Source organism: Streptomyces sp. 7N604 (assembly GCF_052245475.1).
Classification (GTDB): Bacteria; Actinomycetota; Actinomycetes; order Streptomycetales; family Streptomycetaceae; genus Streptomyces.
This window is the reverse complement of record NZ_JBQQBX010000007.1, coordinates 230,487-245,428: the sequence shown is the minus strand read 5'-3', so window position 1 is coordinate 245,428 and position 14,942 is coordinate 230,487. Positions and strand designations below refer to the sequence as shown.

Below are 14,942 nucleotides of genomic sequence, written 5' to 3'. Positions count from 1 at the left end.
CAGCCGAGCAGGAGCGCAGCCGGAGCCGGTGTTCCGGGCTCAGGCGAACTCGATCTCGACGGGCCGTGCCGTCACGGTTCCCCGGGGGACCCGGCCCACCAGATCCAGAAGCCTCTCCCGCTCGCTCTCCCTCTGCCCGAAGCCTCCGAGCCACTGCTGGGGACTCTCGCTGCCGGTGGCGAGCGTGAGCCCGTACCGATAACGGCCCGGCTGGGTGGGGCGGAAGGAGGCGAAGGTGGCCAGGGGCAGGTAGTGGGCCCCGCCCGCGGGCACGGTCGGGTCGAAGCCCTCGCCCGGGGCGAGCCGCCGGAAGTCCTCCGGGCGCAGCGGGCCGACGTGAGGGTCCTCCTTCTGCAGGCGCGGCTGCACCACGATGCCGCCGCGCGTGATCGTCGGGCGGTAGTAGGGGAAGCGCACGCCTTCCTCCGAACCGTCGAGCACGCCGACGACCCACACCTCCCTGTCGCCGACGTTGCGCAGCTCCACCTCGACGGGGAGGGCGGTACCCAGGGCATGCGGCCCCTCGGGTGCGCGCAGTACGAGGTCGAGAGCGGCGGCCGCGGGGCCGCCGCTCCCGACAGCAGGACGGGCCGGCATGCGACTACTGCCGGGCCGTGGCCGGGCCGCTACCGGCTCTCACGGGCCACCGTCTCCTTGATCTGCTGCGCCTGGGCCTCAATGTTCCGCAGGACCGAGGGGTTCTGTGTCCTGCGCCGGAAGATGGAGACCATGTCGTCCGCCGTCTGCCGGGCCCGCTCGGTGTCGCCCGCCTTGGCCTCCATACGGGCGCGGCGCTTCATCACCCAGCCCAGGGTGATGTTGTCGACGCCCCGGTCCTGCAGCGAGGCGTCCACGACCGCGTTCAGCTGCTGGATGCTCTCGCGGGGATCGGCGGGCTTCATGCCCAGGGTCTTGTCCCTGCCCAGGTACTTGAAGTCCCGGGAGGCGTTGGCGCCCCTGACCAGACGCGGGTAGACGGCGAGGGGGTGGCCCGCGTACCGGTCGAGCACTTCGTTCAGCGCCTGGTCCCCCGATGCCAGCTTCTCGCTGTGCGAGCCGAGGAGGGAGAAGAGCATGCCCTGGTCGTCGCCCATCATCAGCTCGGCCACCTGCTCGTCCTCTTCGGTATGGGGCGAGCGGACGGTGATGTGGTGGACCTGGGAGAGCACCCTGGAGCCGTCCGATGCGACGTACTGGGCTCGCAGCTGGTAGCGGCCGGGCTGCTGGAAGTACAGGCCGTCCTTGCCGTAGCCGATGTACGAGCTCTCGTAGATCGCCGGGCGCTCACTGTCGAGCCGGACCTGTGCGCCGTCGTCGACGCAGCGGGTCAACGGCGGCCGGTAGGTCTTGATCTCGCCCGAGGGGGCGCAGATGGCGATGGTGACGAAGCCGTCCTTCGGGTCGAGCCGCCCGTGCGTGTCCCGTCCGTTCAGATCGGTGGTGGACAGCTTGAGTTCGACGACGACGGGCTCCCCGAACCGGAAGGCACCCGGCGAGCGCAGCTCCAGGGCCAGGCCGGAGTTGTTCACGACGGGATCGCCGAAGAGGTCGGCGTCGATCTCGGCCGCACCGACCCCGAAGGGGTTTCCTCCCATGGCCACATCGCGGTAGAAGCCGTGCCTGAGGTGGACCAGCTCGCTGTCGGTGAACTGGAACGGGAAGGCGGCCCAGTAGGCGGGCTCTCCGCCCGGCGCCGGGGGCGGCGGCTGGAACCGCCACGCGTAGTTCATCCACGACAGGTCGCCGAAACCCCCGTTGGAGCCCAGGGGTTGAGGGGGATCGGCGAAGTTCTTCTGCCAGGAGTGCAGCAGGTTGAAGGCGTGGCCGAGCTCATGGACATAGGTGCGCAGCTGTGCCCGCTGACTGGCCGGGTCCATGCCCTTGATCGCGTCATGGAAGACCGCACAGCCCTGCCGCTGGAAGGCTCCGCCCGCGTCGAACATGATCCCCCGGACGCCCTCCTGCACATAGGAGCTGGCCACCAGCAGCCACACCTGCCACAGCGGCGCGTCCCTCCAGAGGCTGAAGTGGTTGACCATCGCGTTGTGCAGCTCGGAGTCGTCCCACTTGGCGTCGGGCCCTGCGGCACCCGCGGAAATGACGTTGGGAGCCCCCGCCACCTGCATCTCGATGCCCGCCTCCTCATAGGCCTTCGGCACGGTGAGCGTGCGCACGGGGCTCGACGGCGGCTGGGGCAGGGAGCCGGTGTCGTAGGAGATGAACGGGACGGCCCCGGCTACGGAGTCCTGCTCGAGCTGGACGCTGCGGAAGTGCGGTGAGACGAAGGAACAGAGATACGTCGCGCTGGGCGCCGCGCCCCCCGCCGAGAACTGCACGGTGGCGACACCCGGCCGGGGCGGGAAGCCGGTCCCGCGGGGAATGGTCACCCGTACGTGCCGCGAGCCGACCGGGAAGCTGAACCTCCCCTGCCCTTCCACCTTCACCACTCCGAGCGCGGAGGAGATCGTCGGGGCCTCGACGACGAAGGACCCGGCATAGCTGGCGGTGGCTCCGCTGCTCTGGAAGAAGTCGCCGCTCACCCGCATGGTCGGCCGGAAGCCGTCCACGTCGACCCGGAGCTCCAGCTGGATCCCGGCGCCGGCGCTGCGGTAGCGGCCGCGCACCAGGCGCCGCAAGGGTTGCGCCGCGGCCCTGAGCGCGGCGTGCGCCTCCAGCTGCGCCACTCTCGTCTGGAGCTGGACGGCCTGTTCACCGCCTTCCGGCTCGGCGGATGCGGCCTCCTCGAGCTCCTCCATCTCCTTCCGCTCGAGCAGATCCTCGAGTTCGAACACCTGGGACGGTTGGGCCTGTCCGTCGAGCGCCGTGGGGTCCGTGATGACTGCCATGCGGTTCTTGCTCCTTATGCTCGGGCTCCTTGGACCCACGGCCCGTCACAGGGGCGCGGTACGTCACAGGAACCAGTGGTCCGGGATCTGGCAGGCCGCGCATGGTGATGGCCGCGCTCACCGCCGTCGTGGGGTGTGAACCGAGGGAGCTGAGAAGCGCGCGGGCTGACCCGCCGGCCGGCGTCCTCAGCCCAACACAGCGAGGCGGGACCTTCACGCCACGTACGCCTGTCCGGGTGGCCTGTACGGCAGGCGTGGCGGTTCCCATCCCGTGCCCCCGGACGACGGCGGCGCGGCGGGGGCGGTCAGTCGGCGGCGGAGTGGAGGGTCCGGGCGCGGCAGGCGGGCGCGGCGGCCGGCGGTACGGGCACCCGGTGCCGGTCGTTGCGCAGCACGACCAGCGCCGTGTCGTCCTCGAGCCGTCCGCCGGTGTGCCGCAGCAGCGCGGCGTGCACCCCCTCGACCACCGTCCGGGGCACGATGCCGGGGCCGGTGCCCGGGACGGGGCCGGGGCAGGGGCCGACAGCGCTGCTCCCGGTGCTGACGGTGTCACTGCTGCCGGTGCAGCACCCGCTACCGGTGCTGTCGGTGCCCGCGCCCGAGCCGTCGCAGGAGCTGTCGCCCGCCTGCGCGGCCGCCGCCAGTTCGCGCGGCAGCGGGAAGAACTCCCCCACGGCGTCGCGCGCCTCCTCGACCCCGTCCGTGTGCAGACAGAAGGCCTGACCGGGTCTCAGGGGTGCGCAGTCCACCACGCGGAGGTCCGCGGGCAGCGGGAAGGGCCCGAGCGGCGGCAGCGGCTCGGCGTCCGCGACCTGCACGGCCCGCACTCCGCCCGCCGCTTCGCCGGTCAGCAGATACGGCCACGGATGACCGCAGTTGAGGGCGACCGTGTTCCCGCACTCGCGTACCTCGAGCACGAGCACCGTCGCGAACTCCTCCGCCAGCGGGCTGTCCGGCTCTGCGCCGGGCTCCGCCGGTGGCGAACCCGCGCCGCCCGCCGCCGGGTACTCCTCGTCCGAGCGCTCCCGCAGATGGCGGTGCATGGCCCGCTCCAACCGGCGCAGTACGCCGGCGAGTTCCGGCTCGTCGTGCGCCGCCTCACGGAAGCTGCCGAGGAGCGCGGCAACGGCGCCGATCGCGGCGAGGCCGTGACCGCGCACGTCCCCGATCACGACCCGTACGCCGTACCGGGTGGCCAGCGCCTCGTAGAGGTCGCCGCCCACCGAGGCTCCGCGGGTCGCGGAGAGGTGCCCGGCGGCGAGGGCCAGGCCGTCGAGCTTCTGCGGCAGCGGGCGGAGCAGCACCCGCTGCGTCGCGGCCGCGACCTCCCGGGCCCGCTCCAGCTCGCGGAGCAGGCGCAGCCTCCGGCCGGTCGTGAGATATCCGGCCCCGACGACGGCGACGATCGCACAGCAGGTGCCGAGGCGGGTGACGAGGTCCTGTTGCACCTCGACGGCGCTGAGCGGTAGGAGCGCGAAGAGGGCGCAGACCCCGCCGAAGAGCACGCACTGGCGGCGGCCGCTGCCCGCACAGGCGATGGCGGGCGCCGCGGCGAGGAGCTGGACGAGCTGGGTACCGGCGGGGTGGGCCAGCTCCCAGGCGACGACGGCCAGCACCCAGAGGCCGGGGAGAGCGAACACGAACCACCGACCGGCACGCGATAGGCCGGAACGCGCGCCTCGGCACGCCCTGGTACGGATCATGCCGACGGCCTCCCCCTGTCAGGCGCCCAGCCGGGTCGGCGGGGTCCACGGTCACGACGCGCGGCGGCCTTGCGGCCGGATCGATTCTGGCGACCGTCAGCACCCGGATGACCACCGTCCGTCGAGATCTCACACGATCGTGTGATCCCGACCCAAAGGGCGCGCAGGCCCGAACCTGTACCACCATCCACCGAGGGCGGACGTGTCGCCCGTCGCCGGCCCGTGCGGAGCGGTCCCCGCATCCGCACGGGCCGCGCGCCCGGCGCGCCCGCGGCGCACGGGCGCGGGGCGCGGGGCGCGGCCCGGCGGCCGGCGGCCGGAAGCCTCGAAGGGGCGCCCCCGGCAACCGGGGGCGCCCCTTCAAATCCTCGGCGCGGTGTGTGGGCCGTTACGACGACCCGCGGAGGGTGGCGCCCGCTCGCTCCGCGGCCGCCGCCACCGCCGCGTCGCGCGCCGCGGAGGCCTCCTCCGCCGTGAGCGTGCGGTCGGGCGCCCGGAAGCGCAGCGCGTAGGCCAGCGACTTCTTGCCCTCGCCGATCTGCTCGCCGGTGAAGACGTCGAACAGCCGCAGCGACTCGAGCAGTTCGCCCGCACCCGCGCACAGCGCGGCCTCCACGTCGGCAGTCGGCACGGAGGCGTCCACGACGAGCGCGACGTCCTGGGTGGCCACCGGGAAGGTGGAGACGCGCGGCGCCTCCACAGGACCGGTGACGGCCCGCTCCAGGCGGTCCAGGTCGAGCTCCATCGCGCACGTGCGCTCCGGCAGGCCCAGCGTCTTGACCACGCGCGGGTGCAGCTCCCCGGCGAAGCCGAGGAGCTCCTCCTCGCCGTCGATGACCACGTGGAGCCCGGCGCATCGGCCCGGGTGCCAGGGCCCGTACTGGCCCTGGCGCACGATCAGTTCCGCGCCGGCCTCGCGGGCGACCGTACGGGCCGCCTCGACCGCGTCAGCCCAATCGGCCGGGCGGCCCCCGCCCCACCAGCCCGCCTGCTCGCGGGCGCCCGCGAGGACGACGGCCACGTGCCGCGGCTGGGCGGGCAGCGCCGCGTCCAGCTCGGCGATCCGCTCGTCCGTGGGGCGCCGGTCGACCGGCAGGATCGCCGCCCTCCCCGGTTCCTCACCGGCGAGGAAGACGATCCCGGTCTCGAAGAGCGCGAGGTCGTGCGTGCCGCGCCCGTGATTGCGGCGCAGCGCGCCGAGCAGGCCGGGCAGCAGCGCGGTGCGCAGCGCGGGCTCCTCGTCCGACAGCGGGTTGACGAGCTTGACCACGCGGCGGCAGGTGTCCTCCGGGTCGAGGCCGAGCTGGTCGAAGACCCCCTCGCTGATGAACGGGTAGTTCAGCGCCTCGACGTAGCCGGCTCCGGCCAGCGCGCGCCCGGCCCTGCGGTGCAGCCGCTGGCGCTCGGTCAGGCCGCGGCCGGCGGGCGGCCGGGGCAGGGTCGACGGCAGGTTCTCGTAGCCCTCGAGCCGGATGACCTCCTCGGCGAGGTCGTTGGGGTCGCGGAGGTCGGGCCGCCAGCTGGGCACCGTGACGATCAGCTCGTCCTGCCCGTAGACGTCGCAGCCGACCTGCTGGAGGCGGCGGACGACGGTCTCGCGGCCGTACGCAACGCCCGCGACGCGGTCCGGGTGGTCGGCACGGATACCGACCGTGCGCGGCCCGGCCGGGGTGACGACCTCGGTGACCCCGGCCTCGGCGGTGCCGCCCGCGAGCAGCACCAGCAGGTCCACGGTCCGCTGCGCCGCCGCGGACGCGGCCTCCGGGTCGACGCCGCGCTCGAAACGCCTGGACGCCTCGGAGGAGAGCTTGTGGCGGCGGGAGGTGCGGGCGATCGCGACCGGGTCGAAGTGCGCGGCCTCGATGACCACCTCGGTGGTTCCCTTGCCCGCCGCGTCAGCGGCCGATGTCACCGCGCCGGTCCCGGGGCCGGTCACCGGCTCCGCGATCTCGGTGTTCGCGCCGCCCATGACGCCCGCGAGCCCGATGGGGCCGGAGTTGTCGGTGATCACCAGGTCCTCTGAGTCGAGGGCCCGGTGGGCGCCGTCGAGGGTGGTGAACTTCTCGCCCTGGATAGCGCGGCGCACGCCGATCGGCCCGTCGATCCGGGACCGGTCGTACGCGTGCAGCGGCTGCCCGAGCTCGAGCATCACGTAGTTGGTGATGTCGACGGCGAGCGAGACCGGCCGCATCCCGGCCTTCTGCAGCCGCCGCTGCAGCCAGATCGGGGAGCGCGCCTCGGGGTCGAGCCCCGTGACCGTACGGGCGATGAAGCGGTCGCAGCCCTGCGGGTCCTCGACCTTGACGCGGTAGCCGTACGAGTTGGGCGCGGGCACGTCCAGCAGCGCCGGGTCGCGCAGCGGCAGCCCGTACGCGATGGCGGCCTCGCGCGCGACCCCGCGCATGGACAGGCAGTAGCCGCGGTCGGGGGTGACGGCGATGTCGAGGACCTCGTCGTTCAGCTCCAGCAGCTCGATGGCGTCGGTGCCGACCTCGTGCTCGGGCGGGAGCACGATGATGCCGTCGTGGTCGTCGCCCATGCCGAGCTCGCGCTCGGAGCAGATCATGCCCTCGGAGGTCTTGCCGTACGTCTTGCGCGCCGTGATGTGGAAGTCACCGGGCAGCACGGCGCCGGGGAGGACGACGACGACCTTGTCGCCGACCGCGAAGTTCCGGGCGCCGCAGATGAGGTTCTGCGGCTCGCCGGTCCCGTTGGCGGTGCCGACGTCCACCTGGCACCAGCGGATCGGCTTCTTGAACTCCGTCAGCTCCTCGATGGCGAGGACCTTGCCGACCACCAGGGGGCCTTTGAGGCCGGCGCCGAGCTGCTCGACCGTCTCGACCTCGAGCCCTGCGGCAATGAGCTTGGCCTGTACGTCACGACCGGTCTCACCGGCCGGCAGGTCGACGTACTCCCGCAGCCAGGAAAGCGGGACCCGCATCAGATCTCCATCCCGAAAGGCCGGGTGAAGCGCACGTCACCCTCGACCATGTCTCGCATGTCCTCGACGTTGTGGCGGAACATCAGCATCCGCTCGATGCCGAACCCGAAGGCGAATCCGCTGTACTTCTCCGGGTCGACGCCGCAGGCGATCAGCACGCGCGGGTTGACCATGCCGCAGCCGCCCAGCTCGATCCAGCCCTCGCTGCTGCACGTGCGGCAGGGGCGGTCCGGGTCGCCGACCGAGGCGCCGCGGCAGACGTAGCACTGCATGTCCATCTCGGCGGACGGCTCGGTGAAGGGGAAGTAGTTCGGCCGCAGCCGGGTGCTCATGCCCTCGCCGAAGAGCGCCTGGACCATGTGGTCGAGCGTGCCCTTGAGGTCGGCCATGGTCAGGCCCTCGTCGACGGCGAGCAGCTCGACCTGGTGGAAGACCGGCGTGTGGGTGGCGTCCAGCTCGTCCGTACGGAACACCCGCCCGGGGCAGATCACGTAGACGGGCGGCTCGCGGTCGAGCATCGCGCGGATCTGCACCGGGGAGGTGTGGGTGCGCAGCACGACGCCCGAGCCGGCGTCACCCGCGGCGGAGCCGCTATCGGCACCAGTAGGGCCCTGGACGAAGAAGGTGTCCTGCATGGCGCGAGCCGGGTGGTCCGGCGGGAAGTTCAGCGCGTCGAAGTTGAACCACTCGGCCTCGGCCTCGGGCCCCTCGGCGACCTCGTAGCCCATCGCGACGAAGACGTCCTCGATGCGCTCCATCAGCGTCGTCAGCGGGTGCCGGGCGCCGGCCGGCGTGCGGTCGTACGGCAGCGTGACGTCCACCGCCTCCTCGACCAGCACGCGCGCGTCGCGCTCTTCCTCCAGCTCCTCCTGACGCGCCTTGAGGGCGCGGCCGACCTCCGCGCGGGCGCCGCCGACGCGCTTGCCCGCGTCGGCCTTGGCGTGCGGGGGCAGCGCGCCGATCTCGCGGTTGGCGAGGGCGAGCGGCGAGCGGTCGCCGGCGTGGGCGACCTTCACCTCGCGCAGGGCTTCGAGGTCGCGGGCTGCGGCGATGGCGGCGAGCGCCTCGTCCCGCATGCGGGCGATCTCTTCCGGTTTCAGTGCCTCGACCTCGACAGGGTCGTACGACTTATTGGGTGCCGACATCTCTTCCCGTGTTTCCGATAGCTGGCGCGGCCCGCGCTCGGTGGCAGGGCGGCCGAGGCTGCCAAAGGTGCCAAAGGTCGAGTCTACGGGGCGCGAGGGGCCTCCTGAGCCCGCGGGCGCTCAGGCCAGGAAGGCCGGGGCGCCCACGGGCAACGTAAATCGGAACTGGGCGCCGCCACCGGGGGCCCGGCCGACCTCGATCGTGCCGCCGTGCGCCTCCACGATGCCCTTGACGATGTACAGCCCCAGGCCGGTGCCGCCGCGCTTGCTGCCCCGCCAGAAGCGGGTGAAGACGCGGTCCATCGACTCCTCGGGGATGCCGGGGCCCTCGTCTCTCACGGTGACGGCCGTTCCTTCCGTGTCCGTACGGGTGGGCGTGGGTGTCACCTCAATGGTGACCTTTCCCTCGCCGTGGCGCACCGCGTTTTCCAGCAGGTTCCCGAGCACCTGGTCGATCTTGTCGGGGTCGGCCCACAGATCGGGCAGCGGGTCCGGCACGTGGATGAAGAAGCGCTCGGGGTTGTGGCCCGTGCTGGTCAGCCCCGTCACATGGCGCCTCACGGCCGCCACCATGTCGACGGGCTGGCGGCGGATCTCCAGGCGGCCGGAGTCGATCCGGGAGATGTCGAGCAGCTCGGCGATGAGCCGGGTGACGCGGTTGGCGTCGGCGTCGACGGTCTCCAGCATCAGCTTCTTCTGGTCGTCCGTGAACCGCTCCCACTTGGCGAGCAGGGTCGCGGTGAAGCCCTTGACGGAGGTGAGCGGGGAGCGCAGCTCGTGGGCGACGGTGGCGATCAGCTCGGCGTGGCTGCGCTCGGTGCGGCGGCGCGCCTCGGTGCCGCGCAGCGAGACCACCAGCCGGTGCAGGGGTCCGGTGGGCCGCCTGCGCACATAGCGGGCGGAGACCAGCACCTCGCGGCCCCCTGGCAGCAGCAGATTGCGCTCCGGCTGCCCGGCGCGGATGGCGAGGCCGCCGTACGGGTCGGTGACGGTCCACCAGCGGCGGCCTTCGAGATCCTCGAGCGGCAGTGCCCGCTCCACGGACAGGCCGATCATCTCCTCGGCGCGGCGGGCGGTGATCCGGGCGGCCGCGGCGTTGAAGCAGACGACCCGGCCGGTCTCGTCCGCGACGACGAGGCCGTCGGGCAGCTCGTCCGGATGCAGGCCGTGACCGGCGAGGCCCCGCTCCGGGACGGCGCGGGTGTCCAGCGCACTGCCATCCTCCGTGCACTGGTCCGAAGTTCCCACGTCCATACCCCCCACCCCCCGCTAGGGCCCCGGGCGGCAACATTACTAGCTCTGGGTGACGGAACGGCACCCTCCGGAAGCACGCTGCGCGCGAGCCGACGCGTAGAGGCATACGGCCGCGGCCGTCGCGAGGTTCAGGCTCTCGGCCTTTCCGTGAAGAGGAACACGCACCACCTCGTCGGCGAGGGCGCGGGTCTCCTCCGGCAGGCCCCACGCCTCGTTGCCGAAGATCCAGGCGGTGGGGCGGCCGAGGACGCCCTCGTCGAGCTCGGTGTCCAGATCGCGCAGGCCGGAGCCGTCGGCGGCCACGATCCGTACACCCGCGCCCTTCAGGCCCGCCACCACCTGCTCGACAGGTACGCCGACGGCGACCGGGAGGTGGAAGAGGCTGCCTACGGAGGCCCGTACGGACTTGGGGTTGTAGACGTCGACGGAGGCGTCGGTGAGGACGATGGCGTCGGCGCCCGCGGCGTCCGCGCAGCGCAGCACGGTCCCGGCGTTGCCGGGGTCGCGGACATGGGCGAGGACGGCGACCAGCTTCGGCCGGGCCTGGAGGATCTCGTCGAAGGGCCGGTCGAGGAAGCGGCAGACGCCGACCAGGCCCTGAGGGGTGACGGTCTGCGAGAGCTCGTCGATCACGGAGTCGGCCGCGAGGTGCACCCGGGCGCCCTCGGCACGGGCCTCGGCGACGATGCCCTCGTACCGCTCGGCGGCCTCGACGGTGGCGAAGAGCTCGATCAGGGTGGGCTCACCGCCGCTGCGGTGCCCGACCGCCTCCCGCACCGCCTGCGGCCCCTCGGCGAGGAACCGGCGTTCCTTGCCGCGGAAGTTGCGCCGGGCCAGCCGCCGGGCCGCGGCCACGCGCTGGGACCGCGGGGAGATGAGCTCGGGGGCCGCCATGCTGGTGCACTCACTTCCGGGGTCGGTTCGAGGATTACGGCCATCATGCGGCCGGTGTCACGGGCGGGCTGACCGCCGCCAGGAGCGGTCCGGCCCTCCGGTCGCGTCAGCGGCTGCTGTCAGCGGCCGGGCCGCTGACACGACCGGACCCGCAGGCCCGGGAGGGGGCCTGCGGGTCCGGTCACGCTCTCGGCTGCGCTCAGGCGGCCTTCGGCGCGTTGACGTCGCTCGGCAGCGCCTTCTGCGCCACCTCGACCAGCGCCGCGAACGCGGTCGCGTCGTTGACCGCGAGCTCGGCCAGGATCTTGCGGTCCACCTCGACGTTGGCGGCCTTCAGACCCTGGATGAAGCGGTTGTAGGTGATGCCGTTGGCGCGGGCAGCGGCGTTGATCCGCTGGATCCACAGCTGACGGAAGTCGCCCTTGCGCTTCTTGCGGTCGTTGTAGTTGTAGACGAGGGAGTGGGTGACCTGTTCCTTCGCCTTGCGGTACAGGCGAGAGCGCTGCCCGCGGTAGCCGCTGGCCTGCTCGAGGATCGCCCGGCGCTTCTTGTGGGCGTTGACTGCCCGCTTGACGCGTGCCACTTGTTAACTCCTTGTACGGGGCCGCGGTGCCTCACACGGCCCGGATCGAATGGGTCCCGGTCTCAGACGGCCGCCCCGGGGTGGGCCGGGGCGCTCGACGTCACTTGCCGAGAAGCTTCTTGATCTTCTTGGCGTCGGCCGGGGCCATCTCGGCGTTGCCGGTGAGGCGACGCGTCAGACGGGACGACTTGCGCTCGAGCAGGTGGCGCTTGCCGGCGCGCTCGCGCAGGACCTTGCCGGAGCCGGTGACCTTGAAGCGCTTCCTGGCACCGCTGTGCGTCTTGTTCTTCGGCATAGCGCCGTTCTCTCCTCGTCGGTGGCGCTCCCGCGCGCCGGGGAAACCGGCATACGGGAGCGTCAGTTGTTTCGGTTGGTATCCGGGGCGGTGACCCCGGCGATCCCGGAGAACCCAGGATCACGCCTCGGAAGGCTCCTCGGCGGGCTGCTCCGTGGAGTGGTGCCCCGGAGACTGGTCCATGTGGGCAACGCCCTGGCGCTCCGCCTTGCGGGCGGCGGCCGCCTCGCGGGCTTCGGCCATCGCCTCGGTCTTCTTCTTGTGCGGACCGAGAACCATGATCATGTTTCGGCCGTCCTGCTTCGGGTTCGACTCCACGAAGCCGAGCTCCTGGACGTCCTCCGCGAGCCTCTGCAGCAGCCGGTATCCCAGCTCGGGACGGCTCTGCTCGCGGCCGCGGAACATGATGGTGATCTTGACCTTGTCGCCCTGCTTGAGGAACCGGACTACGTGACCCTTCTTGGTGTCGTAGTCGTGCGGGTCGATCTTCGGCCGGAGCTTCATCTCCTTGATGACCGTGTGCGCCTGGTTCTTGCGCGCCTCACGGGCCTTCATGGCCGACTCGTACTTGAACTTCCCGTAGTCCATGAGCTTGCACACGGGCGGACGGGCGTTCGCCGCGACCTCGACCAGGTCGAGGTCGTACTCCTGCGCAAGCTCCAGTGCCTTGGCAAGCGGCACGATGCCGACCTGCTCGCCACTGGGACCGACAAGTCGCACCTCGGGGACTCGGATCCGGTCGTTGATGCGGGGCTCGGCGCTGATGGGGCCTCCTCGGTTGCACCACGCGAATGCCTGGCGGACAGCCGCGTTACGTTGTCTGTCGTCGACCCCGCCCGCAGGACGCGAAAAACGCCCCGAACGGTCACAGGCGGAGCTCCTCACAACCGGGAGCACCGCCGCGCTGTTCCGCGGGGCGCGTCGAGCGGCTTCCATCGCCCTTACGGGACGATGGGCACCGCCTGACCGGTGACCCGCCGGCCCGAGGGCCGGCCAGGTGGGAGATCGGAGCCTCCACTTGCGGGCCGGGCACTGGCGTGTCCGGCCGGTCGTTTGTCAAGCATACCAGCGTCCGGAGGCCCCACCACCCACGTGCGCTGGGGGCGCGGGGCCATAGGGTGGGGGCTGCCGTCCAGTGAAAGAAGTCCTGAGCATGAGCGACGCCACCCCGCAGCAGCCGACTCCCCAGCCCGAGGGGCAGGCCCCCGACTTCGACACGATGACCCGCGACATCGCGGACGTGCCCGCGGTCGAGGTGATCACGACCGTGGCCGTACACCTGATGAGTGCCGCCGCGGTCAACCTGGGGCTCGCCGAGGAGGGCGAGCAGCACAAGGACCTGGACGAGGCGCGGAAGCTGATCACAGCGCTGGCCGGTCTGGTCACGGCGAGCGCGACGGAGGTCGGTTCGTATCACGCGTCGCCGCTGCGGGACGGGCTGAAGTCGCTGCAGCTGGCCTTCCGCGAGGCGTCCGCGGTGCCGGACGAGCCGGGAGAGGGCCCGGGCGAGAAGTTCACGGGGCCGGTGTACGGCTGACCATCCCGGTCGTTTCCGGTCGCTCGGTCTTGCCGGTCGTTCCGGTTGATCTGGGTGATCCGGTTGATCCGGTTGATCTGGTTGGTCGCTACGGGCGGCCCGCCTCCGGGGGCGGGGGCGCTGCCCCGGCCTCCGCGTCCTCCTCCGGCGGGGCGCCCGCGGCCGGCCGGGTGATGCCGAGCGTCTCACCGCCGTGCGTGACGGCGTGTACGAGCGCGGCGAGCACTCCGCCGACCAGCGGTGCGATCAGGAACAGCCACACCTGCGCCATGGGCGCCGAGCCCGCGAAGATCGCGGGGCCCAGGCTGCGGACCGGGTTGACCGAAGTACCCGTGAGCGGAATGCCGACCAGCTGCACCAGACCGAGCGTCAGACCGACCGGCAGGGCGGCGAAGCCGATGAGCACGAGGTTGCGCGTCACCGCCAGATAGACGTAGACGAGCAGGAAGGTCAGCAGGATCTCGGCGACGAACGCGCCGAAGATGTTGATCCCCAGGGCGGAGCGGTAGCCGTAGCCGTTGGTGCCGAAGGCGCCGGTGACCTCGAGCCCCGGCACCTGCTTGGCCACCATCAGCAGCAGGGCGGCGCCCACGATGGCGCCGAGCAGCTGCGCGATCCAGTACTCCACCGCCCTGCGGACGCTGAGGCGCTTGGCCATCAGCATGCCCAGCGTGACCGCGGGGTTGAGGTGGCAGCCCGAGATGGGGCCGAGGGCGTAGGCGAGGGCGAGCAGCGCGAAACCGAAGGCCAGTCCGATGCCGACGGTGCCGATGTACTCGGCACCCAGGACGGCGGAGCCGACCCCGAAGAACACGAGCAGCAGGGTCCCGAGGAACTCGGATACGACCGTGCGCGTATCGACCCCGCCCGGGAGGCCCACCGTGGGTGCCGTCGTCTCCATCTCGCCCACCTCGCAAAGATCACTCAGTTTCTTTGCATTGTGGGGCGAATGCGGACATCACGCCCGCTGGGCTCGGACGAAGAGCGGTTCGCCGCGGATCGCGGTCTCCGGGGGCACCAGCGCCATGTCGAGGCCGCGCACCAGCCGTGCCCGCAGCACCTCGTCGGCGGCCAGCGCCGTGGCCACCCGCTGCGCCACCTCCCGAGCCGGGGCGCCGGGCGCGAGCGCCAGGGCCAGGGTGCCGTCGGCCTCACCGCCCGGCGTGAGGTGGGCCCGCAGCACGGCGGACTCGTGCGCCACCACAGTCCGTACCGCCTCTGCGACGGCCGGGTCGGCCAGCGGATCCGTGGACTGCCGGCCCTCGGCGACGGCGAGCAGGGCGGGGCCTGTCAGCTGGTAGGGCACGGGGCCCGCGAGGTCGAGGACGACCGTGTCGGCCCGCTCATGGGCGGCCGCCTGCAGCGCCTGGTGCAGCGGTACGGCCACGGGCCGGGCCTCCGGATCCCAGCGGGCCAGCGTCTCGGTGGAGGTGAAGGCGGGCAGCGCCCGGCGGCCCCCCGGGCCCTTCAGCGTCGGAACGGCCATGTCGCTCGTCTTCTCGCGGCGCAGGCCGTCCGAACCGGTCTCCGCCTCTCCGAGGACGGCAACCACCGGCACGAGAAGCCGGGCGCCGGGCAGAGCCGACAGCACCTGCGGCTCGGCGGCGCGGTCATCGGCGTACGCGGCGAGCGCTGCGGCCAGGCGGGGGTCGGCGGAGCCGTCGTCGTCGGAGAACCCGGGGTCCGGGATGTTCTTGAGCGCCACGCGTCGAGGGTATCCGCCGGGCTGCGAGCGGATTCGCCC

13 protein-coding genes are annotated in these 14,942 nt (G+C 72.3%); 1 reads left to right on the top strand and 12 read right to left on the bottom strand.

Going from position 1 to position 14,942, the window contains the following annotated elements:
* Positions 1 to 39: 39 nt before the first annotated feature.
* The 10 genes from ACTWP8_RS10400 to infC form a co-directional block, all read right to left on the bottom strand.
* Positions 40 to 597 (bottom strand): hypothetical protein, encoded by a 558-nt coding sequence (locus tag ACTWP8_RS10400; protein ID WP_443321841.1) that lies wholly within the window; start codon positions 595 to 597, stop codon positions 40 to 42.
* 29 nt (positions 598 to 626) lie between these two features.
* Positions 627 to 2,846 carry a hypothetical protein gene (locus ACTWP8_RS10395; RefSeq protein WP_443321840.1) on the bottom strand — a complete coding sequence of 740 codons (2,220 nt, stop codon included), beginning with the start codon at positions 2,844 to 2,846 and terminating at the stop codon, positions 627 to 629.
* Between the two features lie 305 nt (positions 2,847 to 3,151).
* Positions 3,152 to 4,549 (bottom strand): PP2C family protein-serine/threonine phosphatase, encoded by a 1,398-nt coding sequence (locus tag ACTWP8_RS10390; RefSeq protein ID WP_443321839.1) that lies wholly within the window; start codon positions 4,547 to 4,549, stop codon positions 3,152 to 3,154.
* A gap of 388 nt (positions 4,550 to 4,937) precedes the next feature.
* On the bottom strand, positions 4,938 to 7,490 hold the full coding sequence (locus ACTWP8_RS10385; protein ID WP_443321838.1) for a phenylalanine--tRNA ligase subunit beta: 2,553 nt from the start codon (positions 7,488 to 7,490) through the stop codon (positions 4,938 to 4,940).
* Positions 7,490 to 8,635, bottom strand: coding sequence for a phenylalanine--tRNA ligase subunit alpha (gene pheS / locus ACTWP8_RS10380; RefSeq protein WP_443321837.1), 1,146 nt, complete (start codon positions 8,633 to 8,635; stop codon positions 7,490 to 7,492). The genes ACTWP8_RS10385 and pheS overlap by 1 nt, the downstream gene beginning before the upstream one ends.
* 120 nt (positions 8,636 to 8,755) lie before the next feature.
* Positions 8,756 to 9,889 carry a sensor histidine kinase gene (locus ACTWP8_RS10375; RefSeq protein ID WP_443321836.1) on the bottom strand — a complete coding sequence of 378 codons (1,134 nt, stop codon included), beginning with the start codon at positions 9,887 to 9,889 and terminating at the stop codon, positions 8,756 to 8,758.
* A gap of 39 nt (positions 9,890 to 9,928) precedes the next feature.
* Positions 9,929 to 10,783 (bottom strand): TrmH family RNA methyltransferase, encoded by an 855-nt coding sequence (locus ACTWP8_RS10370; RefSeq protein ID WP_443321835.1) that lies wholly within the window; start codon positions 10,781 to 10,783, stop codon positions 9,929 to 9,931.
* Between the two features lie 199 nt (positions 10,784 to 10,982).
* Entirely contained in the window at positions 10,983 to 11,366 is a 384-nt protein-coding gene (gene rplT / locus ACTWP8_RS10365; RefSeq protein ID WP_065002829.1) for a 50S ribosomal protein L20, read from the bottom strand.
* 100 nt (positions 11,367 to 11,466) lie between these two features.
* Positions 11,467 to 11,661: a 50S ribosomal protein L35 gene (gene rpmI / locus ACTWP8_RS10360; RefSeq protein WP_443319223.1), complete on the bottom strand. Its 195-nt coding sequence runs from the start codon at positions 11,659 to 11,661 to the stop codon at positions 11,467 to 11,469.
* A 120-nt stretch (positions 11,662 to 11,781) separates the two neighbouring features.
* A complete protein-coding gene (infC, locus tag ACTWP8_RS10355; protein ID WP_443319251.1) occupies positions 11,782 to 12,426 on the bottom strand; it encodes a translation initiation factor IF-3 in 645 nt (214 codons plus the stop codon).
* A gap of 388 nt (positions 12,427 to 12,814) precedes the next feature.
* Here infC and ACTWP8_RS10350 point away from each other — a divergent pair, with 388 nt between their 5' ends.
* Positions 12,815 to 13,198, top strand: a complete 384-nt coding sequence (locus ACTWP8_RS10350) for a DUF1844 domain-containing protein (RefSeq protein WP_443319224.1) — start codon at positions 12,815 to 12,817, stop codon at positions 13,196 to 13,198.
* 88 nt (positions 13,199 to 13,286) lie between these two features.
* Here ACTWP8_RS10350 and ACTWP8_RS10345 read toward each other — a convergent pair whose 3' ends face one another.
* Complete coding sequence (locus ACTWP8_RS10345; RefSeq protein WP_443321834.1) at positions 13,287 to 14,099, bottom strand: MIP family channel protein; 813 nt, start codon at positions 14,097 to 14,099, stop codon at positions 13,287 to 13,289.
* 57 nt (positions 14,100 to 14,156) lie between these two features.
* Positions 14,157 to 14,903, bottom strand: a complete 747-nt coding sequence (locus tag ACTWP8_RS10340) for an SseB family protein (RefSeq protein ID WP_443321833.1) — start codon at positions 14,901 to 14,903, stop codon at positions 14,157 to 14,159.
* Between the last annotated feature and the right edge of the window lie 39 nt (positions 14,904 to 14,942).

Excerpts from the sequence above, each read along its gene's own strand:
- ACTWP8_RS10400 (WP_443321841.1), bottom strand. The coding sequence starts at position 597 with ATGCCGGCCCGTCCTGCTGTCGGGAGCGGCGGCCCCGCGGCCGCCGCT.
- ACTWP8_RS10375 (WP_443321836.1), bottom strand. The coding sequence starts at position 9,889 with ATGGACGTGGGAACTTCGGACCAGTGCACGGAGGATGGCAGTGCGCTG.
- ACTWP8_RS10350 (WP_443319224.1), top strand. The coding sequence starts at position 12,815 with ATGAGCGACGCCACCCCGCAGCAGCCGACTCCCCAGCCCGAGGGGCAG.
- ACTWP8_RS10390 (WP_443321839.1), bottom strand. The coding sequence starts at position 4,549 with ATGATCCGTACCAGGGCGTGCCGAGGCGCGCGTTCCGGCCTATCGCGT.
- pheS (WP_443321837.1), bottom strand. The coding sequence starts at position 8,635 with ATGTCGGCACCCAATAAGTCGTACGACCCTGTCGAGGTCGAGGCACTG.
- ACTWP8_RS10370 (WP_443321835.1), bottom strand. The coding sequence starts at position 10,783 with ATGGCGGCCCCCGAGCTCATCTCCCCGCGGTCCCAGCGCGTGGCCGCG.
- ACTWP8_RS10385 (WP_443321838.1), bottom strand. The coding sequence starts at position 7,490 with ATGCGGGTCCCGCTTTCCTGGCTGCGGGAGTACGTCGACCTGCCGGCC.
- ACTWP8_RS10345 (WP_443321834.1), bottom strand. The coding sequence starts at position 14,099 with ATGGAGACGACGGCACCCACGGTGGGCCTCCCGGGCGGGGTCGATACG.
- ACTWP8_RS10395 (WP_443321840.1), bottom strand. The coding sequence starts at position 2,846 with ATGGCAGTCATCACGGACCCCACGGCGCTCGACGGACAGGCCCAACCG.
- rpmI (WP_443319223.1), bottom strand. The coding sequence starts at position 11,661 with ATGCCGAAGAACAAGACGCACAGCGGTGCCAGGAAGCGCTTCAAGGTC.